Source organism: Salmonella sp. SSDFZ69 (assembly GCF_004010755.1).
Classification (GTDB): domain Bacteria; phylum Pseudomonadota; class Gammaproteobacteria; order Enterobacterales; family Enterobacteriaceae; genus Salmonella; species Salmonella enterica.
This window is the reverse complement of sequence record NZ_CP034832.1, coordinates 25078-45081: the sequence shown is the minus strand read 5'-3', so window position 1 is coordinate 45081 and position 20004 is coordinate 25078. Positions and strand designations below refer to the sequence as shown.

General features: G+C 46.8%; 30 protein-coding genes and 1 pseudogene. 6 read left to right on the top strand and 25 right to left on the bottom strand.

Translation table 11 applies throughout. From position 1 onward, the window contains the following. The first annotated feature begins 4 nt into the window (after positions 1–4). Together EOS98_RS23415 and EOS98_RS23410 are read left to right on the top strand one after the other, a co-directional pair. Positions 5–1186, top strand: a complete 1182-nt coding sequence (locus tag EOS98_RS23415) for a S49 family peptidase (RefSeq protein ID WP_000952983.1) — start codon at positions 5–7, stop codon at positions 1184–1186. 1 nt (position 1187) lies between these two features. Then, positions 1188–1919 (top strand): nuclease-related domain-containing protein, encoded by a 732-nt coding sequence (locus tag EOS98_RS23410; RefSeq protein ID WP_000338612.1) that lies wholly within the window; start codon positions 1188–1190, stop codon positions 1917–1919. Between the two features lie 286 nt (positions 1920–2205). Here EOS98_RS23410 and EOS98_RS23405 read toward each other — a convergent pair whose 3' ends face one another. From EOS98_RS23405 to EOS98_RS24655, 11 genes are all read right to left on the bottom strand, one after another. Further along, positions 2206–2559 carry a hypothetical protein gene (locus EOS98_RS23405; protein WP_000210769.1) on the bottom strand — a complete coding sequence of 118 codons (354 nt, stop codon included), beginning with the start codon at positions 2557–2559 and terminating at the stop codon, positions 2206–2208. 65 nt (positions 2560–2624) lie between these two features. Beyond that, positions 2625–2909: a hypothetical protein gene (locus EOS98_RS23400; RefSeq protein WP_001032029.1), complete on the bottom strand. Its 285-nt coding sequence runs from the start codon at positions 2907–2909 to the stop codon at positions 2625–2627. 356 nt (positions 2910–3265) lie between these two features. Beyond that, on the bottom strand, positions 3266–3568 hold the full coding sequence (locus tag EOS98_RS23395; protein ID WP_000442694.1) for a hypothetical protein: 303 nt from the start codon (positions 3566–3568) through the stop codon (positions 3266–3268). Positions 3569–4000: 432 nt separating this feature from the next. Continuing rightward, complete coding sequence (locus tag EOS98_RS23390) at positions 4001–4369, bottom strand: hypothetical protein (RefSeq protein WP_000537761.1); 369 nt, start codon at positions 4367–4369, stop codon at positions 4001–4003. A gap of 164 nt (positions 4370–4533) precedes the next feature. Continuing rightward, entirely contained in the window at positions 4534–5070 is a 537-nt protein-coding gene (locus EOS98_RS23385) for a hypothetical protein (RefSeq protein WP_000800252.1), read from the bottom strand. A gap of 67 nt (positions 5071–5137) precedes the next feature. After that, positions 5138–5575, bottom strand: a complete 438-nt coding sequence (locus EOS98_RS23380) for a hypothetical protein (protein WP_000286107.1) — start codon at positions 5573–5575, stop codon at positions 5138–5140. 44 nt (positions 5576–5619) lie between these two features. Beyond that, a complete protein-coding gene (locus tag EOS98_RS23375; RefSeq protein ID WP_000744346.1) occupies positions 5620–5916 on the bottom strand; it encodes a hypothetical protein in 297 nt (98 codons plus the stop codon). Between the two features lie 120 nt (positions 5917–6036). Then, entirely contained in the window at positions 6037–6315 is a 279-nt protein-coding gene (locus EOS98_RS23370) for a hypothetical protein (protein ID WP_000953953.1), read from the bottom strand. Positions 6316–6499: 184 nt separating this feature from the next. Next, positions 6500–6781 carry a hypothetical protein gene (locus EOS98_RS23365; RefSeq protein WP_000710431.1) on the bottom strand — a complete coding sequence of 94 codons (282 nt, stop codon included), beginning with the start codon at positions 6779–6781 and terminating at the stop codon, positions 6500–6502. A gap of 65 nt (positions 6782–6846) precedes the next feature. After that, complete coding sequence (locus EOS98_RS23360; RefSeq protein WP_001272970.1) at positions 6847–8031, bottom strand: hypothetical protein; 1185 nt, start codon at positions 8029–8031, stop codon at positions 6847–6849. Between the two features lie 415 nt (positions 8032–8446). Further along, entirely contained in the window at positions 8447–8623 is a 177-nt protein-coding gene (locus EOS98_RS24655) for a hypothetical protein (RefSeq protein WP_001371930.1), read from the bottom strand. Positions 8624–9132: 509 nt separating this feature from the next. On the opposite strand from EOS98_RS24655, the gene EOS98_RS23355 reads away from it, so the two are divergent. From EOS98_RS23355 to EOS98_RS23340, 4 genes are all read left to right on the top strand, one after another. Further along, entirely contained in the window at positions 9133–10077 is a 945-nt protein-coding gene (locus EOS98_RS23355; RefSeq protein WP_000778030.1) for a DUF5417 domain-containing protein, read from the top strand. Between the two features lie 96 nt (positions 10078–10173). Next, positions 10174–10776 carry a hypothetical protein gene (locus EOS98_RS23350; protein WP_001424602.1) on the top strand — a complete coding sequence of 201 codons (603 nt, stop codon included), beginning with the start codon at positions 10174–10176 and terminating at the stop codon, positions 10774–10776. Positions 10777–10835: 59 nt separating this feature from the next. Then, positions 10836–11186 (top strand): hypothetical protein, encoded by a 351-nt coding sequence (locus tag EOS98_RS23345; protein ID WP_000743060.1) that lies wholly within the window; start codon positions 10836–10838, stop codon positions 11184–11186. A gap of 45 nt (positions 11187–11231) precedes the next feature. Then, a complete protein-coding gene (locus EOS98_RS23340) occupies positions 11232–11435 on the top strand; it encodes a hypothetical protein (RefSeq protein ID WP_001015182.1) in 204 nt (67 codons plus the stop codon). 418 nt (positions 11436–11853) lie between these two features. Here the strand turns inward: EOS98_RS23340 and EOS98_RS23335 are convergent, their stop codons facing one another. The 14 genes and pseudogenes from EOS98_RS23335 to EOS98_RS23270 form a co-directional block, all read right to left on the bottom strand. Then, positions 11854–11973, bottom strand: coding sequence for a type I toxin-antitoxin system Hok family toxin (locus EOS98_RS23335; protein WP_223165953.1), 120 nt, complete (start codon positions 11971–11973; stop codon positions 11854–11856). Then, positions 11921–12031, bottom strand: a pseudogene (locus EOS98_RS24980) (DUF5431 family protein); the annotation flags it as partial. The pseudogene EOS98_RS24980 and the gene EOS98_RS23335, both read right to left, overlap by 53 nt. 79 nt (positions 12032–12110) lie before the next feature. Continuing rightward, positions 12111–13480, bottom strand: a protein-coding gene (locus EOS98_RS23330) for an IS3-like element IS150 family transposase (protein WP_087522250.1) whose coding sequence is annotated in 2 segments (ribosomal slippage) — positions 12111–13000 and positions 13000–13480 — 1371 coding nt in all. Because the reading frame shifts where the segments join, the coding sequence is not laid out codon by codon here. A gap of 332 nt (positions 13481–13812) precedes the next feature. Continuing rightward, positions 13813–14418 (bottom strand): hypothetical protein, encoded by a 606-nt coding sequence (locus EOS98_RS23325; protein WP_000137793.1) that lies wholly within the window; start codon positions 14416–14418, stop codon positions 13813–13815. Positions 14419–14633: 215 nt separating this feature from the next. After that, entirely contained in the window at positions 14634–14915 is a 282-nt protein-coding gene (locus tag EOS98_RS23320; protein WP_000703843.1) for a hypothetical protein, read from the bottom strand. Positions 14916–15289: 374 nt separating this feature from the next. Continuing rightward, positions 15290–15601, bottom strand: a complete 312-nt coding sequence (locus tag EOS98_RS23315) for a hypothetical protein (protein WP_001424621.1) — start codon at positions 15599–15601, stop codon at positions 15290–15292. 222 nt (positions 15602–15823) lie between these two features. Further along, a complete protein-coding gene (locus EOS98_RS23310) occupies positions 15824–16024 on the bottom strand; it encodes a hypothetical protein (protein ID WP_000814954.1) in 201 nt (66 codons plus the stop codon). A 39-nt stretch (positions 16025–16063) separates the two neighbouring features. Beyond that, complete coding sequence (locus EOS98_RS23305; RefSeq protein WP_000551490.1) at positions 16064–16288, bottom strand: hypothetical protein; 225 nt, start codon at positions 16286–16288, stop codon at positions 16064–16066. 54 nt (positions 16289–16342) lie between these two features. Then, positions 16343–16546: a hypothetical protein gene (locus EOS98_RS23300; RefSeq protein WP_000781545.1), complete on the bottom strand. Its 204-nt coding sequence runs from the start codon at positions 16544–16546 to the stop codon at positions 16343–16345. A gap of 552 nt (positions 16547–17098) precedes the next feature. Beyond that, positions 17099–17590: a DUF3085 domain-containing protein gene (locus EOS98_RS23290; RefSeq protein WP_001424592.1), complete on the bottom strand. Its 492-nt coding sequence runs from the start codon at positions 17588–17590 to the stop codon at positions 17099–17101. A 4-nt stretch (positions 17591–17594) separates the two neighbouring features. Further along, positions 17595–17906: a DUF957 domain-containing protein gene (locus EOS98_RS23285; protein ID WP_001165367.1), complete on the bottom strand. Its 312-nt coding sequence runs from the start codon at positions 17904–17906 to the stop codon at positions 17595–17597. Positions 17907–18421: 515 nt separating this feature from the next. Further along, positions 18422–18742, bottom strand: a complete 321-nt coding sequence (locus EOS98_RS23280) for a hypothetical protein (protein WP_001133831.1) — start codon at positions 18740–18742, stop codon at positions 18422–18424. A gap of 179 nt (positions 18743–18921) precedes the next feature. Then, on the bottom strand, positions 18922–19149 hold the full coding sequence (locus EOS98_RS23275; RefSeq protein ID WP_000276410.1) for a hypothetical protein: 228 nt from the start codon (positions 19147–19149) through the stop codon (positions 18922–18924). A gap of 227 nt (positions 19150–19376) precedes the next feature. Then, positions 19377–19988, bottom strand: coding sequence for a DUF6012 family protein (locus EOS98_RS23270; protein WP_077248242.1), 612 nt, complete (start codon positions 19986–19988; stop codon positions 19377–19379). Between the last annotated feature and the right edge of the window lie 16 nt (positions 19989–20004).

Sequence of the window (20004 nt, the reverse complement as noted above, 5' to 3'; positions counted from 1 at the left end):
TCAGATGTTAAGCAGTAAAAAAAGGAAGTCCCCTACAAATATCAAAGAATCGCTCAATGATAACGCTGACCGTTTTTATAAGATGTTTCGCATTCATACCACGGCAAAAGTTGCTATGTCGCTAATTGCCATGACCGCTGTAGGGTTTTCTTTCTACAATCTTTACGAACAATGGCAGGACGCTGAAGGGAAGAAAGACCATATAGCTGTAATACGGATTTCTGGCGAGATGGGTACCGGCTCGGAAACGGGCGATGGAACAGTGATCGCAACAGCTCTTGCCAAAGCTTACAATAATCCCCATGCCAAAGCAGTTATTATCGAGGCAGAGTCAGGTGGTGGTGGTCCCTCTGACGCCATCATTATTTACCGCCAGATAAACGCGCTTAAAAACCACCAGCCACAGATTGAACGCGTATCAGATGCCGGTTGCTCTCTTTCATCTGTAGCCGCTGACAAGAGTAACAAAACCGGGAGCACAGAACGTGGCGATGAAGCACGGTCGAAGCAAAACTCCCTCGAAGTACTCTCCAGCGGTACCGGTCGTTTTTTCTCTGATATCGCAGACTCATATAAACCAATCATCGTTAGTGTGAAAGGCATATGCGCATCCGCATGCTATTACGCGGTATCGCCCGCTGATGCAATTTATGCCGACAGTAATGCCCTGATCGGTTCTATCGGTGTGCGTATGGACCACTGGAATCTGTCAGAGATCATGAGCACAGTAGGCGTCAAGAATGAGCCCCTTACGGCCGGTGAGTTCAAAGATGCTCTTGACCCCTTCCACCCATTGTCCGATTCAACGAGGGAGTTCATGCAGAAGGAGATCCTGAACACGATGCATGAAAAATTTATAACTGATGTTGAACTTGGACGGGGTAAAAAGCTTCTCTCGCGTCATGATGCCGATGCTGTTTCTCTCTATTCAGGCCGTGTATGGCCAACACCTCAGGCAGTTAAGTACGGCCTGGTGGATGGAGATCTTACGTCAGTAGAGATCCGTACACGTCTTTCAAAAATGTACTCCACTGACACGTTCAAAAACTACAATGAGCCTCATCGTAATCTCCGTTCTGCACTCGGCATGCTGATGAGCCTGTCTTCAAATATTGAGAGCCTTACCGGTACCACTACCCGCTTGGTAGAATCTGTTAATGCCACCAGCTACCCCTCTGTGAGGTAACATGGATGCTTTCAATCTGCTGTGGAGCATTACGGGGGTAGCTTTCATTATCCTTATTTTCGTCGTGTTGCTGTGTCTGTTGGGTTTTATGACCTCTGCCATAGCGGAACGGCGGACTGCAAAGGCAATTGAATCTGGGCTTCCTGAAGAAGCTCAGGGGCTACTTAGTGATCTCACCTTTCAGTTGTCGGCTCATAGCACTACTCAGGTTGATCACATTCTCGTAGCCCCACATGGTATATACGTCATAGAGCAGAAAAACTACGTAGGCAAGCTCTACGGTACTCTGGAGGAAAGCCACTGGCGGAAATGGACTCAGTCCCGAACCCTCAAGTTGCAGAACCCGTTTAAGCAAAACCAGGGGCACATCAGGGCTATTCAGTCTGCTCTTAAGGCTAGAGAACTGGAATGTATCAATGTCGTCATCATAAACGGACGTTGTAAGTTTGATGGCATCAAGCCGGAATGGTTATGTATGGGGATGGACGATTTTATCCATAAAGTCAAACAACGACGAGGGCTACGGTTGTTCACACCGGAGTCTGTTCAGCACATCTGTTCGGTGTTGAAGTCAACAAGGAAGTCGCCAGGGCTCTATACGGACCTTACTCATATTCACAACATAACGACAAAGTACAAAGCCCCGATGAAATTCGAGCAACGAGTAACATACATTCTGCTCAACTTTATCCATTATCTGTGGGCAAGTCTGTTCACTAAGCAGAAGCCTTAGCGCTCTATCATTGGTAAGGCTGTAAAATGTCTGCAAAAGGCCCCATCGGTAAATTGTTGGGGCTTTTTCTTTGCGTAGTTCTGATACGGTTTATCCTGTGGAGCATTATGGCCACCAGCCAGCTGGTGACTGGCCAACGCTTTGTATGACGTAGCCTACTCAGGGCAGGCTATTTTAGAGGGACCGATTTTTATCCGGGCTAATTTAGAAAGAGATAATTTGAACTTAGGCGGGCTGACCACCAGCAGAGAGGTAAATCACTAGCCGGTGATATTGACAGAAGTCGTCAGGGGTTTAACGCCGGAATATTTTGCCAGGCCTCCTGCAAGGTCTGCAAGACTTCTACAAGTGATAGTGACGGCCACAGGACTGTTTCCGTCATTATCACTCCAGGTGGCTCGCACTCTACTGGTACCAGAATTAAAACAACACGAGTTCCTTTTACCTGGTAGGCAAGGTTTACTGCCGGTTGGCGGTAGGAGGCCAGTACACCCTCACCATATTGAGCAGGGTTACTTGCCCAGTTCCGCACCATTGCATACACCTGAGGCATATACCGACTATCCAGATCCCCTTTGGGCCGTCTGAACGGCACGATTTCTTCTGAGCGGTAGGTGGTCGTTGTTGTATTGGTTGTCATCTTTGTCACCTCCCCTGTTCGTCCATTTAGAGTTTTAAGCTGCTTTACACATCACACTCAACTGATTATTTAAGCTGGTCATCGTCTCTGGCCAGCATAGCCCAACCATTCGACTGGTTTTCGCGGGAGTAAGGATTCATTTCAAAATAACTATCTACCGCGTCGCTGTCCGCAACAGAACTGTTGTTAGCTCTCTTTGAACCCTGAACCACTACAGCATCAACCTCTGCGGCTTTCCCGTTGCGCTGTACCAGGATTTTAACCGTCTTGGGCTTACGTCTTGCGAGCAGTTTGTTGGCGATAAAAAGCACAACAATCCAGGCCAAAAGCACGTATAAAAATTTATTCATAATGCCCTCCTTTGTATGTGATTATTATACCTGCTTCCATTGCAGGCCAAACAGGTTCGGTGTATGAAAAATAGACTTCTCTCCGGCGTATAGCAATCTACTTACTGATCTGTTTTCGTATCAAACTGTATGGCATAACCGAGGGGCGTACGTGGTGAGTCAGAAAGTTACTTTTCCGTAATAGTTAATTTCAGATCCTTCTTCCAGTTACGCTTCAGTATAAAACCGATACCCTCTAATTCAGCATCCTTCACGTTTAATACGCTTCACTTTAAGGCAGGGCTTTTCGGTTGATATGAATTCTTTTTCCGGTTGCTGGACATGGGTTTCATCCTGATAGTTAAAATTGCAGGCTATCAGTCACCACCACCACCTCCTCCTCCTCCTCCTCCACCGCCACCATCACAACCACCAGCTATGCTATTTTCACCATTACAATCACCTCCGAGGGGGTTCAAATGGCTGCTCCCCTGTAGATGGTGTCCTTGCCAGATCGAACCCGAACCAGCGCCTCCTGAGCGTCTTTGCTTGCCCTGAGGCAATTGTGCAGGCTCACCAGCACCGGCGGTCCCAAAAATGTCCCGGGCAATTTTATAAAGAAGGTAAAAAGGTACGCCCAGCATCATAAAAAAGATTACTGAAAATATTACACGTTCCATTGATGATCTCCTGTCTTGTGAGAGACCAGTTATATCAGGGTGATTCAGTATTTCCGTTTAGAAAAGAGTACTAATTTGGCCCTGTTCGATCTTAATTTGCCATCCGGGAAAAAGTCATAGGGATAGGCCTGCCAGAGTCAATAACTTCCAGTGATCTGGAGGAGACCCCGGCTCTCTGAGCCCTCATGGATGGTACGGCTTTACCCCCTGTAAACAGATTCACGTTCCGCAGGACAAACATCGACTACTGACGTCTCATATTTGCTGACGCTAATCCGACGTCTCATTGCCGTCTGCTTGTTTTCTTTAAAGGGTGTATTAGACGAATATCAAATCGGAATGGTAGGGGATGTGTGGGCACCATGCCCGGCCCTCTTTGAGCATCTGAGAGATTGGAGACCTAGCCGGGTAAGATAGCTACTTTCTTACGGGTTACCCTTCAAATCCAAAGACGAAACGGACGCTGCCGTTCTCCACGTGGAGACGCTTTACTTCTTCGACAAATTCCTGGATCACCTCTCCGGCGTTATCGGGTGGTATGGCTGACAAAATTTCTTCCGAAGTCAGCCATGAGTATGAATGTTCACCGAATAAATCATCATCTTCGGACGGTATATCATCAGGTAATCCGCGTAATGCGTGGATAAAAACTGCTGATGTGCTCGCCCTTTCACGATCTACATCAAATCCGAGCCAGGCAAAGTGGAGATATGATCGGTCCCCTTTATAATTGCTTGATAAATTAATCCATTTACCAGGCTTTTCTTCCCTTTGAAATCGCCAGCAGATATCAACGCCCATTAAGAAACTCCATTACTATCGTTCGTATGAGATAACTATCATTTCAGAATACTATGACTTCTTCCCGTATAGAACTAATCGCTCACGCCAACTGGGCGAAGCCAACCGGTTCCGCCACTTCGCTCATTGGTTTTTAGGCGTAAGCACTGAAGCCAGTCTCCATGCTAACTGGCGAGCCTGCGAAAGTCAGACTCGTTGTTATAAAGCGGCATATCGTAAGCGGTGTCTGAAATGAACATGCGGATCTGCTCAAGCGTCATGCCACAATGAAAACGGTTTACGCTCACATTGGCCCGGGGGAAGTCAGCACAAAACGCATTCAAAACATTTTCATGGACAATGCCAATGTTGATCAACGCAGCTGGCCCGTTGTCACGGAAGGATACGACACGGAATCCCCCATACCAGCCTGAATGGGAGAAAAATGAAAATGCGCCGGATGCCAGACCATTAGACAGGTCATAGCGCAATTTCCCGCACAGAGACTGGCTGTCTTTGCTGTACACGCGATTAATGAAAATACCGGGACCAACTTCTACCGGCTGCTTGTTGCTTGCTAAACACGGAAAGCCCACCAGCGAAACCTCCCTTTCTCCTGACCAGTTTACCTGATACCCGGCAGTGAGAAAGTCCGTCAGTTCTACGCCAGAAAGAGCATTAATGGCCGCGATATCGGTAGTCAAAATATTTACGTTTTTCATATTCATCTCATCTTTATTCTAAAGTGCGTTTTTTGTCTATCAGCCCGAGGATTGAAAATTTGAATATTTAATGTGACAGATAAATACCTGTCACTTTTTCAAAAACAGCCTGTAATTGAATATCGAGAGAGTTCATTTTAAAATCCACCAGCTCAGCTTTATTATCGCAAACCAAATAAAAATAGGAGTCAAATGCGTCTGTATCTTCATCTTTAAAAATACGGAAGGAATTAATTTTATCATGCCCTTCAAATTCGGCATGAATACCATAGCGAACCGAGCCGTCATCGAACTGAACAACCCGTCGTACAGAATTAATCCGGACGTACTGTTTTAAGGCCCTCGCGAAATCGGCATTTAACGCCAACGCTCGTAAGATTGAATCAGCGGTTTCATTCTGCTTTTTACGATCGTATTCAAATATCCCACAGCCGGTGTTACGAAAGACCGGCTGAAGAGCATTAACCAGGTTGAAGGAATCCACGTTTCTGTCGTTTCTGTACATGAGATATCTCCTGCCCCTCCGCTATACGAAGGGGCTTGATAGGGTTACTGCCAGGCTGCGATCACTTCTTCGCACTGGAAATGAGATAAGCACTGCTGGAGTAGAAGAGCCAGCACCGCTGTGTTAGGGACGCGATTGTTACACCACGCGTTGAAAAGCAGCTGCCATGGACCGGCATAATACCCGGCCAGTTTCTTTTTTTGTTTAGCTGTACGGCAGCGGGAAATGGCCTGCTGATAAAGGCTTTCATTCTCATCACCAGCCCGTTTTTGCAGAGTGCGATAAATATACGAATAAAGACTGTCAGAACAGTTTGAAGCGTACGCCAGTTGTTTTTTCATAATACCTCCTGTTTAGAAGTATTATATGTAAACAGCCTCAGCGGCTAATAACCCGTAGCAATATAATTTGCATTTTTTCTATTTCTGAAGACGCTTTTTAAATTAATATTTACTGAGTTATCACAACTTATTATTCTTCCCGTCTGCTGTTTTATTAATCCCCCAGTTAGTAATCACGCCAAGTCGGCGCAATTTTTCACGTTGTTCATAAATAAAAAAATCGCCAAGGCAGTCTTTTAAAACTTCACTATCCTGATATTTTATTTTTTGAAGCATCCTCGCAACTATGGCGCGTTTCAGGAATATGGCTGCATCAGACTCAAGCATTTGTGAGGACTGTCTGACGGTCTCCTGCATGTCGACGATACTGCTGAGCTTTCGTCTGACCACGCTTAGCATAGTGTCCGGGAACCGCTTAGCGGCTGAATGTAACCCGCAACAACGTTACGCATTGTTTTACTCACTGCAATTTTCCATTTAAGTCTGTTTGTTCCACCAGCTGCTAACATCAGCGTTATTCATCCTGAGGTTTCGCCCGCGATTGACAGATCAGAGGCAGCATGGATGAAATTGCCAGAGTAGATCACTGCATACGCGAATAGTGGTTTGTATTCAGTTCTGCGTTTGCCTGCTTTTCCAGTGCTGTCATAACCCGGCGGAGCATCGCCAGAGCCTGAACAGGCGAGCTCCCAAACTGCACTTTCACTTCAGCCGTATCATGATCCTGAATCAGGTCGAGTATATTCACTTCGATCCCTGCCCCGTTTTCATCTTTTGCCGTGCACTGAATACTTACCCGGGTCACCGAATCCGTCAGGACTGGCAGTGGGTTAGTTTTGTCTACGTTGATAACAGCCTTCTTCATTGCCCTGTTTCCCCTTGTCCTGAAAAAGTTACCGACCCGTCCGGATGGAGGGGTCGGTCAGAAAATCATGACTGTCCCTTGTTCATCTTATCAGCATGCTTACGCAGGTACTCTTTCAGGTCAGCATGAGCGTTGATGATATCGTTCATTTCATCATTGGTCAGAACAAGCGTGTAAGTATCAGTACTGACAGATTCACCTTCTTTAAGCTTGGCTTCTTCAGCAATACGTTCAAAAATCGGGATCGCGGTGTCTGCAATGACGGTCACAGTCTTTTTGTTCAGAACGCTGGACATGGAAGGTGCTTTACCTGCCGGGTTCTGTTTAGGAGCGCTGTCCTTTGGAGCTGGAGCCGGTTCCTGTACCGGTGGCGTATCCAGCGTCTCCGTATTGCTTTCATCGTTCAGTTGATCCGGTACCGGGGTGTTATCGGTAGTATCATCTGCCGGTTGCTCAGCACCGATGTTTTCCGGAGTCTGCGGATCTGCCATGCGCTCTTCTACCTTGGCAGCTTTGACGAATTTCAGCGTGTTTTTCGTCGCCTTGCCATAGATGGAGATCGCTTTGTTGATGTTATCTACCGCATCCTCACCGCTGTACATATACTCGTCCAGTGCAACGTACATGCTCACCTGATCGCTCACAAGCATGGTCTGTAGTTCAGAAGGCAGGTCCAGTACGCGAACCATCTGGCGAAGATGCTGCTCTGATTTACCACGTTTTTTTGCCAGTTCCGCAAAGGTCTTAGGCTCTTCTTTATCTTCAACCAGACGCTTAATTGAAAGCGCTTCAGCTACGACAGACAGCGCCAGGTTGGAGTTGCCGGTCAGGGTGAAGAGTTCTGCTTTTGAAGCGCTACCGCGAAACTCTTCGCAGCGAATACGAGTAATGCGTTCACGCCCTTCTGCTTCCAGCTGGCGGTTTGCAATAGCGATGGAACGGATACGGCAAGCCCCCTGACGCAGTACAGGTACGCCATTAACCATCTGAACAACGATAGGCGTCACGCTGAACGGGTCTTCCATGTAGGCATCGGCCAGGCTGTTCAGGTGTTCCACAACGTGAGGCATTGAATAGTAGAGCTCGCCCATACCGGCCGTGCGGGTGTTAAAGCCTTCCTGCTCTACAACAACCGAAGGGTCAATGATAAGGCCGTTGCCTTTACGGGCACCGTTACCAGTGCGTTCCAGGTAACCACGAAGGCTGATTTCGTTGCTGTTGTTTTTTACTTCAGTTTCGATTGCGGACATTTTTGTTCTCTTTTTTGGTTGGTTGTTTAACTGCGCTACAACACAACAATACCAGGTTCGACATTTTTCCTAATAGGTTGCGGAGAAGAAAAAGTAACTTTTTTTAAAAATTTTCCTGAGGCAATACTACTCGATCCGTCCGTTTTAAATCTTCACAACAGTGGGCCGTTTTTACGTTTAAGCAAAATAACTGGTTCAGAAGGTGACTCAGAGAGAAAAGTTACTTTTCCGGTTGTCTGGGCCAGTGATGGGAGAGTGGCAGGACAGGAATGGCTAAACCGGTGCGGGTCTCTTGTAAGTCGCAGGGGATTCAGGAGATATAGAGGTAAACTGGTACGTTCAGTTTTTGGATTGAGCCGGGCTTTTGGCCCGGGCTTAAGGAAGCAGAAATTTGAACGAACTGGCAGGTAATGCTTTATGCCGCCGACAGCTGGCCGTCAGTGCTTTGCTGTTCTGGTTTGACAGTTGGGGGATAACCGGCAGTTAGCCGCTGGCATTCCGCATCACAGAAAGCCCTGAGGTTGCTGAAGACGGACTCCATGAAATCAGCATGAGCATACGAGTCTACAGGACGTGTCTTGTTATCTTTCATCTTGTTCTCCTCAATCATTATTAAAACCAGCGGATTTAGTTTCTGGCGCTCCATCTGCTGACCGGCTTTCCCAGAGAGCAGCGATGTGTCGGGTTCTTTTTCTCATTTTATCGTTTTCATCGGGCCCATCCGGGCGTATAAGAGACCGATTTGGCATGTTTAGGAAACGTACTGGCGTAATTAAAAGCTGAGGTTGGATTTGGAATAAAAGGATGCTTTTCCCGTTTGTCGGGTCTTTCGCCACCGCTGCACGATGATTCTGTCAGGCATTCTGCGCCCTCCCAGGCTGCACATCTGGAAACAAGCGTTGGGATGTTCCCTTCCCCTGCTCACCGTAGAAAGATCGGCAAGTCCCGACGGTCGTTCCGTACGAGCCGGGTCCAAATAATGAATAAATAAAACGCCGCTTCAATTGTATTGACAATAGAAGTCAGGAGGATCATAGTGTCATTCATGGTGCGGCTTTCGCACCACCGCCCCGGCGGTACCGGGCAGAACTGGAGTACCTCATGAAACTTTCCCGTCAGACGACTTCTGATACTTCTGTTGATGGCCGTTCACGCGCATATGCCTGGGGCCGTGTCCATTATTTCATTATCGAACATGCACCAATGGCTGAGCTGGTCGCTATTGACGAGCTGCTGGAAAAAGCTGGCTGGAGCAATGACGGCTGTCCGAACTATGAGAAAGATGACGAGTTTGGTAATGCTGGTTACAGCTGTGGTTACTGGATCGATATTGACAGCGTGGGAAGCTTCAAGGCTGACTACAAACGTCTTAAGGGGGAGATTAGTGCGCATATCGCCTCAAAGGCGGCAGAGGTGGAGATCCGCGTACTGGACTCGATGTCCGACAAAGAATGTAAAGATGTTGCCTCGGTGGCATCTACTGTTCGCCGTGACTTACGTACGCAGTCCGAATCGCTTCATTCACTGCGTACAATCGTAACGGTTGATCATTACAATCCCTATGTGACCACCAGCCGCCCGCTGAGCATTTCCGCCTGGACACTTATCCACGACTGTCTGAAAACAGGCACCATCAATGACGTCTGTTCACGGTTGAGTTCATTAATCCTGCACTCTGAAGCCGCGATTGCCCGTTGTAAGGGAAGCTCCGACTACTCTTCGGAACACGCTCAGCTATCGTTTTTTGCTGGTAACGACTATGTCACCAGACGCACCCTTGTTGATGCAGCTCACGAAGAGGCTCTGCGAATGAACCGCCGCTTTGATGAACGCATTGCAATGAACGCGGATTCTGATGCCAGAAGGCTCCAGTGCGAATTCAACCTTAGCAACCATGTCGTACAGCGTAGGACCGTTGAATCTGCTCATATCCAGGCACTCAATGAAGACGTCACCCGTTCACAGGCGGAACCACGCTGCCCTGGAAAGCTTCTTCTGAATATGACCAGTCATGAGGAAGTGCGGGACTCACTGAGCGCCTGTTAGTCCAGCGACACCCCCTGCGGCTCTACTACCGGGCCGCAGTCTGCTCCTGCCCAGATGGTGCCAGTGGTGTAATGAATTTGTTTAATAAGGCTAAGTATGATGAATAAAGAACAACTAATCGACAAACTGGAACGCGTGGTATGTGGTCAGTACTCCTACGAAATGCAGGAGCTTGCGTATTCGGCCCTCTGCTGCATTAAAGGCACCCCGGACGACTGCGCTAAGTTCCCTGTTACGCGTCCGCTGCCTGACACCTTAGTGGACGTATGGGACGAAATCGGGCAATACCTTGGCACAGGCAAAGCCATTGAAACTCGCAGTTGCGGCGTTTCGCTTCTGCTTCATGGACACTGCTACGATTCAAATCATGTGCTTTACTGGCGCAATGCTGGCGCACTTCCAGCAGCTTGCGATACGCCACTGGCTGGTGGGTCTCGCAAACTGTTCACCTGCTCAGCCTGTGGAGTGGACGGTCTGGATGAACCACCTGAAACCAGTTGCCACTGCTGCACAGAGGGGGCCCACTGGGTTGAGAGCAGGCTCTTCACCTCCGGGCAGGCAGACCCTGAAGAATTTAGACCCGTGGCGGTCGTGAAAGAGTGTGCAGGCTCAACGCCGGATGATCGGCTCATCTGGAGTGTGATTGAACAGCTCAACGGCGAACTGGCGGAAGGCGATAAACTATTTAAGCGACGCTGACAGATCACGGCAGCATTTATAACAGACGAACTCCAGAATAATTTAAAGCAACCATGAACATGAAAAAGCCCAAAGCTGCATTACAGAATGCCATGAAAGAAGATGTGCCAGCTGTGACACAGATTCAGATGCGATCTACGGTTTCCAGAAAGGTTCGCTATGTAAAACAGGCAAATCGAGAGGGTCTGAAATTATCTGAGTGGATGTCGCGGCATCTCGACGCTGTCTGTGATACCGCAGATGAGATTCATAAAGGCAAACGCTCAACTCCGGTTGCGCCTGGGAAGATTCCCCCAGAGGTATACCAGGTGATATACGATCAGTGCGGCGGGTTCGTGGAGTGTGATGCTAATGCCCAGGTTATCTGGGAAGCCTGCCGTAATGCCATTCTTAACGGAGACAAAGGGTAAACGGCAGGTATCGCCTGTCATTTTACCCTTGTGAGGACAATACTGATGAACCATGAGAGCCGAACTGTATACCTGAACACGGCCATTGAGGCCCTGCTGAAAGCTGAGGCGGCTCTGAACGATCTGGCATTAGCCTATGAGCTTAAACCTGATGAAAAGGCAAGCGCATGCCATCCCAGAACCGGCACACTTTCCACTGCGTCCCAGGTAAAAAAACTCCGCCGTGTCCTTGAGAAGCAGAAGGTATGAAGGGCTGCATCAGCCAGGCCCGGATATAAATACATGCTCTGCCAGGTGAGTACCACTGCCCGGTAGCCGAATGATAAGTTTTGATTTCACGGTTGCAATTTCTCCCTCTGGCATCACTGCTCCACGATGCACCCCGATCAGCTTAGCGTCTGAAAATGAAGATGCACCGGACCTGCATGAAGCGGAACGGTGCCCAGCTGAGTGTTTGTGGGCACAATGAACCGCAATTTCATGATGGGAATGAAAGATGGCTGGTGGCCCGCTGATATGAACGCTTACCCTGCATAACGTTACTAACCACAATCTTTTCACTAAAAGAAAAAAGGGTTCCTCCGCTTTAGAGGAACCCTTTCAAAAGGTGCCGATGGCATACTAATCCACACCCTGAAAAGAGGGGGGTTGCCCCCCTCTTTGTCAGCTACTTACCGGATTCGTAGGCCAGGATAGCAAATACCTCCCTTGTTCCGTCTTTCATCCGCAACTCGCAAAGCGAGTTTCGTGTGAGCCAGGTGAATATCAACAGCGTTAAACAAACTATTAATATGCACAAAACAATGGGTTGGTTCGGCATTTTCATGGCCTTCTTCTCCTTGCATTTAAGCAGGCAAGAGGCTACGCTGTGTGTGACTAGCATACAGGGGCCTCGGGTTGTACTGACCCCAGAAAGTTGGACAGTTAAACACGAGGCATATAGGTCTGATTCCGATATTCAATTGGAGTCAGACCTTTTAATTTCAGGCTAATTCTTCTGCTGTTGTAGTATTCAATATATTCCGTAACAGCATCCTTCAGCTCGCTTATATTACTGAACTCATCAAGATAAAAACACTCCGACTTTAAGGTTCCAAAGAAACACTCCACCACAGCATTATCCAGACAATTGCCTTTTCTGGACATGCTTTGTTTAATACCATGTTCTTTAAGGATATTTTGATATCTTCTCATACGATACTGCCATCCCTGGTCAGAGTGCAGAACAGGATGCTCGTGAGGATTAAGCTTTTTGAATGCCTGATCGAGCATATTCTCGACCATGTTCATCACTGGTCTTTCCGAAAGGCTGTAAGAAATAACTTCGTTGTTGAAGAGATCTATTACTGGAGACAAATACAGCTTGCGCCCATTGACTGCAAATTCAGTAACATCGGTAACCCACTTCTCGTTTGGCCGCGTAGCCTTGAAATCTCTTTGGAGAACATTGGGGGCGGTTTGCCCTACCTCTCCTCTGTAAGAGCGGTATCGCTTGACCTTAATCGCTGCCTTCAGTGAGAGGATTCCCATCAGGCGCTGAACAGCTTTATGGTTAATCTGTTTCCCTTCTCGATGAAGAGACAGCGTTACCCTACGGTATCCGTATCGGCCTCTATTCTCATGATAAATCTCACCAATACGCTTTTTAACGTCCGCATACTTGTCAGGCTTGCTGAGAGCCTTTAGATGGTAATAAAACGTACTGCGCGGTATCTCCGCAGCCCTGAGAAGCTCATCAAGAGGATAAAACTGCCTTAGCTCGTTGAGTACTTTCACTTTTTCGTGGGATGAGCTAAGGCTTTCAGCTTTTTTAGATACACAAGCCGCGTTTCAAGAAATCGAACTTGCCTTTCAAGATCCTCAATGCGTCGGTCTTTTGACAGCTCCAATGCTGATGCCGCTTTTTCTGGATCAACTGATATTGCAATGTTTCTTTTGGTGCCAATCTTGAGCGCGCGTAAACCAGCTTCTCCGCGCTCTTCATAAACCTTCAGCCACCTGGCTACAGAACCACTACCAGCAAGCATAAAGTGAGCAGCAGCCTGATTAAGGGACATGTGCTGCTCGATCACCGCTTTCACGACCTTAATACGCAACTCAGGATCAGCACTAACACCTTTAGGTTTGGGAATTAAACCTTTTTCTCCATGTTTTTCATAGAGGGCAACCCATGTCCTGACCTGGGTTCGGGGGACACCAAAACGTGCCGAGATGATCCTGTAACCATCATCAGTAGTGAAGTAGTGATTCACGACTTCAAGGCGCTTTTCAAAAGGGTATTTTGGCTTTGACATATCAGGGGCTATTCCATTTCATCGTCCAACAAAATGGGTGCAGTACAGGTTAATTGAAAAATTACTCGGGGCTTTCTGCTTTTACCACAGTCAAACAGTGTTACCGCTGGCTGGGGCAAAAGCCTCCAGCACCAGCGTCATTATATCACTCTGCCCTGATCAGCCAAACACCCTGCCTGCATAAATCATTGATTTATAATTTATTTGACATGAGTCACTTCCGGTTGTCGGAGACAGTCTTTTTACACTAAAGAAAAGGGTAACGGGCAGCTGCTTGGTCGGAACATACAGTGCAGTTCCTGCCCGTTTAATTTCCGGATGCAATGGTAGGATCAGGAGGCACTGGTTCCGTTGATTAGGGAAAGCTTATGTGCCTGAATACGGCTGTATTCGAGATGGGATGGAATATTACAGATGCGCTCCAGTCGATCATGCAGCCTCGTGTAGGTCAGTCGATGAATACCGGACATTTCATCAAGTAGCCAGCGCTTGATGTAAGGGTTACAGGAAAGCCGGGCAAGATCGTCGTCATCCACTTCGTCAAAGAACCAGTACTGCTCCATCGGGACTACCTGAAATATCCACGGCCGGGGATAGTCCCCTGTGACAACCAAAAACCATGCGAGAAAGCATAGACACAGCTCAACGATCATCAGCATCGAAAATTGCGAATAACTTAGACCAGGCACATAGGGTGAACTATCCGCAACATACCCCCTGAACAATTCCGCCACAAGGTAGCCCAATAGCGACAAGGCCAGCATCAGGGTCAGGATTAATCCCCCATTAAACGCTACCGAAGCCTTTTGAACCCGATCAGGTGCTGTCCGGCTGCGATAGTTGGTCACTACTCTTTCTACAAGTGCCCTTATGGCAGCCTGTTCTTTACTGACATCAGCTCCGGAAAAACCGGACGGGCTTTTATTTAATTCAGTCATACCCCACTCCTGTTATGTGCTCTACTGAACAAACACGTAGATCATACAGAGCTCACGGACGCACTCCTGCCAGATAAAGGAGGGAATTTGGCTGTAAGACGGTTAGCCAACAGTTCAGGTTATGCGTGGGATCCGGCCAGTCAGAAAGGATTCCGTTATTAACAGGCAAGGTTAAAGGCAGATGGACGTTGAAATTGTGGATGCTAAAAGGGGTATTACTCTTTTTCCTGCATAGCGGCTTTTTCAGCCCGGGTGGCCAGGCGAGCATTTCCGAAAGGTTCACGGACAAGCAGGGGCTTCTCCTTCTTCCAGCCCCTGATAGCCGTTTCTCCAAAACGACGTGGTGCATTGCCGTTCCAGCGAGCAATCACATGATTATCATGAATTTCTATAATGACAACGGGGTGGACAATGACCGTTGTAATGGTGGTATTTCCCATTTTGGTACGGGTTACAGACCAAACCTGCATCCCGGATTCCAGCTGGCTGATTTTCATATTATATCCTTAAGCCAACACGAACTGCGCCACAAAAATTAATGTGGCGCAATTTACCATAAACAATAAACATCAGATACCCGTGAAGAGATTTCCCTTTATTTTAAAATTCTTCTGGAGAAAAAATGATATTTCCAGAAGAAGTCAGCGAAATTCAGAAACGGCCATCACAATGGTGCTGCGCTGACGCTGGCGTTCTGCCTTGCGCTGCCTGCGGCGATAGATCTATTTTGCGCTGACGTAAGGGCAGTCCTCACGGGTATACCAGCAGCAGCCGCAAGGTTCGGGCCGGGGTTTTCCGGCAAGTCCAAATGGTTTCATCAAGTCACCTTTTTAATATTTTTAATGGCAAGATACTTCCCTAACACATTGTTTTATCGCATATAACGCTGTTGCATAAACAGATACAGATAACCCTCAGGAGAAAACATGCAAAGGTTATCAGTGATAACCGCATCCAGATACCGAGTGTCAGTCTGTAAACGTTTTATCACCAGAAAATGTGCTGCCGCAGCCTTAATGCCAGAACTACCGTTTACAACATTATGTATACCCGCTTCGAATAACGAACGAGCATGAATTACCTTTTCCCGGGCCGCTTCGATCTCCGCATTAATAACGCATTGCCGCGCCTGGATGACTGCCTCTCCGGTTAAATCGCGGAAATTCATTAGAGATGTGATCATGATTAACTCTCCAGATTATGTGGAATCATTATAACAACTGGCATCCCGCCACAAATAACCTGAGAAAAATTCTTTGAAATATTCCTATATATAAGGAATTACAGTCGGAAAAGAAACGATGAAATAGCGCCGACCGCTTAAAATCGATAAATTAAAATGGACGGCACTGGAATGAAAAACTGAAAGTAGTAAGACCGTAATTATCCTTCACGGATGTAAGCTTTATAAGAGGAGTACTGGCAAAGCTTTGCCAAGTACTTCGGCGGTTGTGTCTACGATTTTACGGATGTCATCGATCTGCGAAGGCTTATTCAACACCACCGTAAAAAGCTCTCCTTCGTTATCAGCCTGCTCGCAGTTTCCGTATCGGCTCCCGTCGTACAGCTGCACAATACGTGACATAGAAGACTTTGTTTGTTTCATGGCTTTGCACCTGCTTTTAGGCAGTTTGGTTACTGGTTATCAGAAGCTGGTTTCATGCGCTTCCGGCTGGGACACGAACTGGTATTTGACGCCGCCAGGCACACCTACTGCTTCGGCAATAGAGTCGCAAAGCCGCGATAAATCATTTAGTGTCATCGGATATTCAATATCTACAGAATATAAAGCACCTGCATTTTCAGCATCTTCGATGTTTTTATACTGGGCACTAAATATAGCAATGGTCTGAATTTCGTGGTTATGCATGAACCGGTCCTTATTAAATTATAAAAGCCACCCGAGAGTGGCCTGAGTTGAAACTTAAATCTGTGAAGTATTTTTGAGAGATTTTTTGCGATCCAGATGCCGGGCAACAATGGTTCCGATAACAAGTAGCATGATGACCGCACTGAAGAAGGTGCTGTCAGGGACGCCCTGGAAAAAATCACTGAAACTGTAAACAATAAAAATCAATGCGCAAAAATAGAAAACGATACGAACATAAGGGGTAAAAAACATTTTCATCGGTTGCCTTCCATTCAGGGAGAATTCTCAGTAATTACATCACACCTGAAGAGAAACTATTTTCGTATAAATGAGCATTTTCGACATATCAGAGGGGGGGTTTACTCATAAATGAGGTAGTAAGGGTCACACTTGAGGTGAAAGTTACTTTCCTGGCTGCGAACGAACTATCTCAAATGTTAGAGGTGTGCGTTCGCCTTGAGAGCCTCATGCCCTGAGGAGCTCAACTTGAGCCGATAGTATAAACCTGGCTCCAGATGGCTTGCTGGCTGGCATAACTCCACGAGGCCGAGCCGGAACAGGACCGGAGAGCTCCTGCACGTCACATCATCAGGATTCCCCATAAACGTACGCCGTTCTCTGGCCCGTCTGAAATTGCCAGAGATATCATAGACCGTGCCGGATGCCATCCGTCGTAACACGTAAATCTGTGCCATTGTAAGCTTCTGGGCGGAACTGCTTAAACCTGACATACCTTCCCCTCCTTATATAAAACAATCCGCCAGCAGCTCGACTGGCGGACAATGTTTGACTGGCAACAGCAAGGACATACTATTTAGTGACAAGTTTGATCTTGGTTTCACTCATTCGAAGTCGAAACTCCTGAAAACCCTGCTCTACCGCTAACTCCAGCCACTCAACGGGAATGGTATAGCTACAATCAGACCCACCCAAAGCGGCATCACAAGCGTAATCCCAGTCCTCATCCAGTTTTGGATTCATCCCCTGGGCGTAAGCCACAGTATCGCGGGATGCGGGAGAGCCCTCAAGCTCAGCATTAGTGATCAGGTATACACCATGACTGTGCGCGAGAAGCACTTTTGGCACCAGATGTGTGCTGGCAATTTTTGAGGATGAGGGAAAGAAAACCCTACCAGCTTTACGCGCCTCTTCTTCAGTCTGTCCCTCAGCGTTAAGGAGGGCTCCCCCCGGATAGCATGCCGGGTCATAGATCTGATCTGCGGTGACCGAAAACGTTTTTGCGGTGCGAATTTCTTCGATCAGTTTATTAATATCCGCCATTTCAAATACGAGAGTGGTCACAGGCTTACTCTCCCTCTTCAGTGGACAACATCAGATACTTTGTTGCCAGCAGAAGCTCTCCCACATCCTTGAGGGACAATTCAGCTTTGCCTTCTACGGCAAGCTGCAAGCGCTGTCGAATTGCATGAACAGAATCTGAAGATAAAGATGCCATTTTGCGCAAAACGGCATTAGCCTTTTCTACAGCAGGATACAGAATTTCTGAGTTGGTATTATCTTCGTCATTATCAAAGATAATTTCAGAATCCATATTGATGTTATCTTCAAGCCAGCTTGAAAGCACTTCAAGTAATGACATCACCTTTTCAATTTGCATATCGCCTCCTCTGTTAATGTGAAACAAATATAACAAAGTGGCTTACCCGGCTAATAACCTGAGCAGAAAGTTTTCGCACTTTGTTTGAAAACAACTTTTCTGCTCAGGTTAATGTTAAAGTCGCTGTGTAAAAGATAAAGGGCACTAAAGATGATTTAAGCATCAAACAGACTAAATCGGATTCCGTCTTTTATATCGCTTTTAAAATAGAATGAATGAAATATAAATTTAGCGTTTATGATTGAACGCTGTAGAGGTTGATTTATCCAGTGATATTCAGTTTGGGGCCTTAAAAAGGTTTTATTTTGGATTCGAATTACAAAGGGAGCACCGACATTTTTCTGGGGGCTCCCGCAGAGAAAAAGCGGTGAGGCTATGAAGACGAAGAGGAGGTATTCGACGAAATACTGTATGGCCACAGGAGAGCTTCAGCACCCATATCCTGCCGTCTCGCTCGCCTGTAATGATTTCAACATGTACAACGTCATACCACGTAGTTGTATTTCTCACTTTGTTTATGCTTCCTGACACCGTGTGAACGCAATCTTCGTCTGGATGCGTTCATAGATGGAAAACTGCCTTTCAATGGAACCGGCATTAGACAGTAATTCATGAAGCTCAGCAGAGTCTGTATCGGGAACGATAGCTACAGAAACTCCATATCTCCGTCCAATTTTGATTAGGTGCGCAAGCTGTTCTTTTTCGGATTCTGTGAGCATTGCCAGATCTCTTCCGGACACCTGCTCTATAAACGAACCAAGGTTTTTGGGAAAAAAGGGTTCGGCATCAGAGTTATGTGCTGGGCGCGTCTGCGGCTTATCGAAGCTATTGGGCATGAATAGAACCTATACAGTTAGAGAACTGGAGAATGGATAAAGACTCTATGAAAATCAGTTGTGCTACACTCGAATGCTAATCAAGCTTTATGATGGCTTTAGTAGGGATGGCCGTCAACTTAAACCGATAAGAAGGGAGCCATTTATCGTTAAAGTAACTTTCCCGGATGATGCTCTTTTTACGAAATAAGTTTCTCACACTCCTGTATAAGAGTCGCCCTGGAACGAGATCGACTGGCTTTGCTTAATGAAGAGCGTAGTTGATGTTCATCAACCCCATCAGCGATAAACTGACCGATTTTTGTTTCAAGCCGCTGCATTGCCTCGTAAAGCTTGGCATCCGCATTATTTTTAAGAAACCTCAGTATATAATCAGCAATAATTTGGACGGGAGTGAACTTATACATTATGTATCCTTAAGACGTTGTGTTAAATGATTCAAAAAAATTTATAACCAGACGTAAATTATTATACATAAGTAAGCACTTTAGCTAACAAGCTGGAGGAGTGAATTTCGGTTAGCAACTATATTTTAGAAGCTGATTGCTGAATAGACAAAGCCCGGCTTACCGGGCATTCATTTAATTAGATGCTAGAAATCTGACCCGTCGTCTGACTTTTATTCCAGGCAGAGTTAGGAACTAATAATGATGGCCTGGTCAGTTTGAGGAAGCCGGTTTCCTCTGATAAATGCAGGGTGGTTTAAACGAGAAGAAGAAATGGTCATCGCCAGAAATGTCTCTTCACGCGAACGCAGAAATTCCCCCCATGAATAGGTTTCCCATACGTCGTGAGAAAGGTCGGATTCCTTTATGTACCGGGATTGCATTGTTGGCTCAAAATCGACAGGGGCTAAACTGTCATAGGATGGATGAACACGGTACCCCAATCCCTCCTCCGTCTGATGGTATGCATGTGCCAAAAGGACATCGTGGGAGACCAGGTCATAGTCGTTGTCCTGAACGAGCGTTTTTACGGTATGACTAATTTCCCCAAAGCCGTCTATTTCCCAGAGCGTTATCATTGTGAACTCAGCTAAAGTTCGTGGGCTCTTTACCAGAAAGCCATTTAATGCTCGTCGCCCCTTCAGCATGCCAACGTGGTAGGTCTTGTTGGGATAGGGTTTCATTGCCACCAGCGAATCAGCTTTAAGCTCAAGTGACAATTCAGGGACAGACACGGACATGAGAGTACACTTGTTTTTCATATGGTGAAGAATACGTGGCACAAGATGCAGATACATCATTTTCTCCTTTTATGGA

Coding starts and splice junctions, on each gene's coding strand:
- EOS98_RS23415 (WP_000952983.1), top strand. CDS start 5: ATGTTAAGCAGTAAAAAAAGGAAGTCCCCTACAAATATCAAAGAATCG.
- EOS98_RS23410 (WP_000338612.1), top strand. CDS start 1,188: ATGGATGCTTTCAATCTGCTGTGGAGCATTACGGGGGTAGCTTTCATT.
- EOS98_RS23405 (WP_000210769.1), bottom strand. CDS start 2,559: ATGACAACCAATACAACAACGACCACCTACCGCTCAGAAGAAATCGTG.
- EOS98_RS23400 (WP_001032029.1), bottom strand. CDS start 2,909: ATGAATAAATTTTTATACGTGCTTTTGGCCTGGATTGTTGTGCTTTTT.
- EOS98_RS23395 (WP_000442694.1), bottom strand. CDS start 3,568: ATGGAACGTGTAATATTTTCAGTAATCTTTTTTATGATGCTGGGCGTA.
- EOS98_RS23390 (WP_000537761.1), bottom strand. CDS start 4,369: ATGGGCGTTGATATCTGCTGGCGATTTCAAAGGGAAGAAAAGCCTGGT.
- EOS98_RS23385 (WP_000800252.1), bottom strand. CDS start 5,070: ATGAAAAACGTAAATATTTTGACTACCGATATCGCGGCCATTAATGCT.
- EOS98_RS23380 (WP_000286107.1), bottom strand. CDS start 5,575: ATGTACAGAAACGACAGAAACGTGGATTCCTTCAACCTGGTTAATGCT.
- EOS98_RS23375 (WP_000744346.1), bottom strand. CDS start 5,916: ATGAAAAAACAACTGGCGTACGCTTCAAACTGTTCTGACAGTCTTTAT.
- EOS98_RS23370 (WP_000953953.1), bottom strand. CDS start 6,315: ATGCTAAGCGTGGTCAGACGAAAGCTCAGCAGTATCGTCGACATGCAG.
- EOS98_RS23365 (WP_000710431.1), bottom strand. CDS start 6,781: ATGAAGAAGGCTGTTATCAACGTAGACAAAACTAACCCACTGCCAGTC.
- EOS98_RS23360 (WP_001272970.1), bottom strand. CDS start 8,031: ATGTCCGCAATCGAAACTGAAGTAAAAAACAACAGCAACGAAATCAGC.
- EOS98_RS24655 (WP_001371930.1), bottom strand. CDS start 8,623: ATGAAAGATAACAAGACACGTCCTGTAGACTCGTATGCTCATGCTGAT.
- EOS98_RS23355 (WP_000778030.1), top strand. CDS start 9,133: ATGAAACTTTCCCGTCAGACGACTTCTGATACTTCTGTTGATGGCCGT.
- EOS98_RS23350 (WP_001424602.1), top strand. CDS start 10,174: ATGATGAATAAAGAACAACTAATCGACAAACTGGAACGCGTGGTATGT.
- EOS98_RS23345 (WP_000743060.1), top strand. CDS start 10,836: ATGAAAAAGCCCAAAGCTGCATTACAGAATGCCATGAAAGAAGATGTG.
- EOS98_RS23340 (WP_001015182.1), top strand. CDS start 11,232: ATGAACCATGAGAGCCGAACTGTATACCTGAACACGGCCATTGAGGCC.
- EOS98_RS23325 (WP_000137793.1), bottom strand. CDS start 14,418: ATGACTGAATTAAATAAAAGCCCGTCCGGTTTTTCCGGAGCTGATGTC.
- EOS98_RS23320 (WP_000703843.1), bottom strand. CDS start 14,915: ATGAAAATCAGCCAGCTGGAATCCGGGATGCAGGTTTGGTCTGTAACC.
- EOS98_RS23315 (WP_001424621.1), bottom strand. CDS start 15,601: ATGATCACATCTCTAATGAATTTCCGCGATTTAACCGGAGAGGCAGTC.
- EOS98_RS23310 (WP_000814954.1), bottom strand. CDS start 16,024: ATGAAACAAACAAAGTCTTCTATGTCACGTATTGTGCAGCTGTACGAC.
- EOS98_RS23305 (WP_000551490.1), bottom strand. CDS start 16,288: ATGCATAACCACGAAATTCAGACCATTGCTATATTTAGTGCCCAGTAT.
- EOS98_RS23300 (WP_000781545.1), bottom strand. CDS start 16,546: ATGAAAATGTTTTTTACCCCTTATGTTCGTATCGTTTTCTATTTTTGC.
- EOS98_RS23285 (WP_001165367.1), bottom strand. CDS start 17,906: ATGCAAATTGAAAAGGTGATGTCATTACTTGAAGTGCTTTCAAGCTGG.
- EOS98_RS23280 (WP_001133831.1), bottom strand. CDS start 18,742: ATGCCCAATAGCTTCGATAAGCCGCAGACGCGCCCAGCACATAACTCT.
- EOS98_RS23275 (WP_000276410.1), bottom strand. CDS start 19,149: ATGTATAAGTTCACTCCCGTCCAAATTATTGCTGATTATATACTGAGG.
- EOS98_RS23270 (WP_077248242.1), bottom strand. CDS start 19,988: ATGATGTATCTGCATCTTGTGCCACGTATTCTTCACCATATGAAAAAC.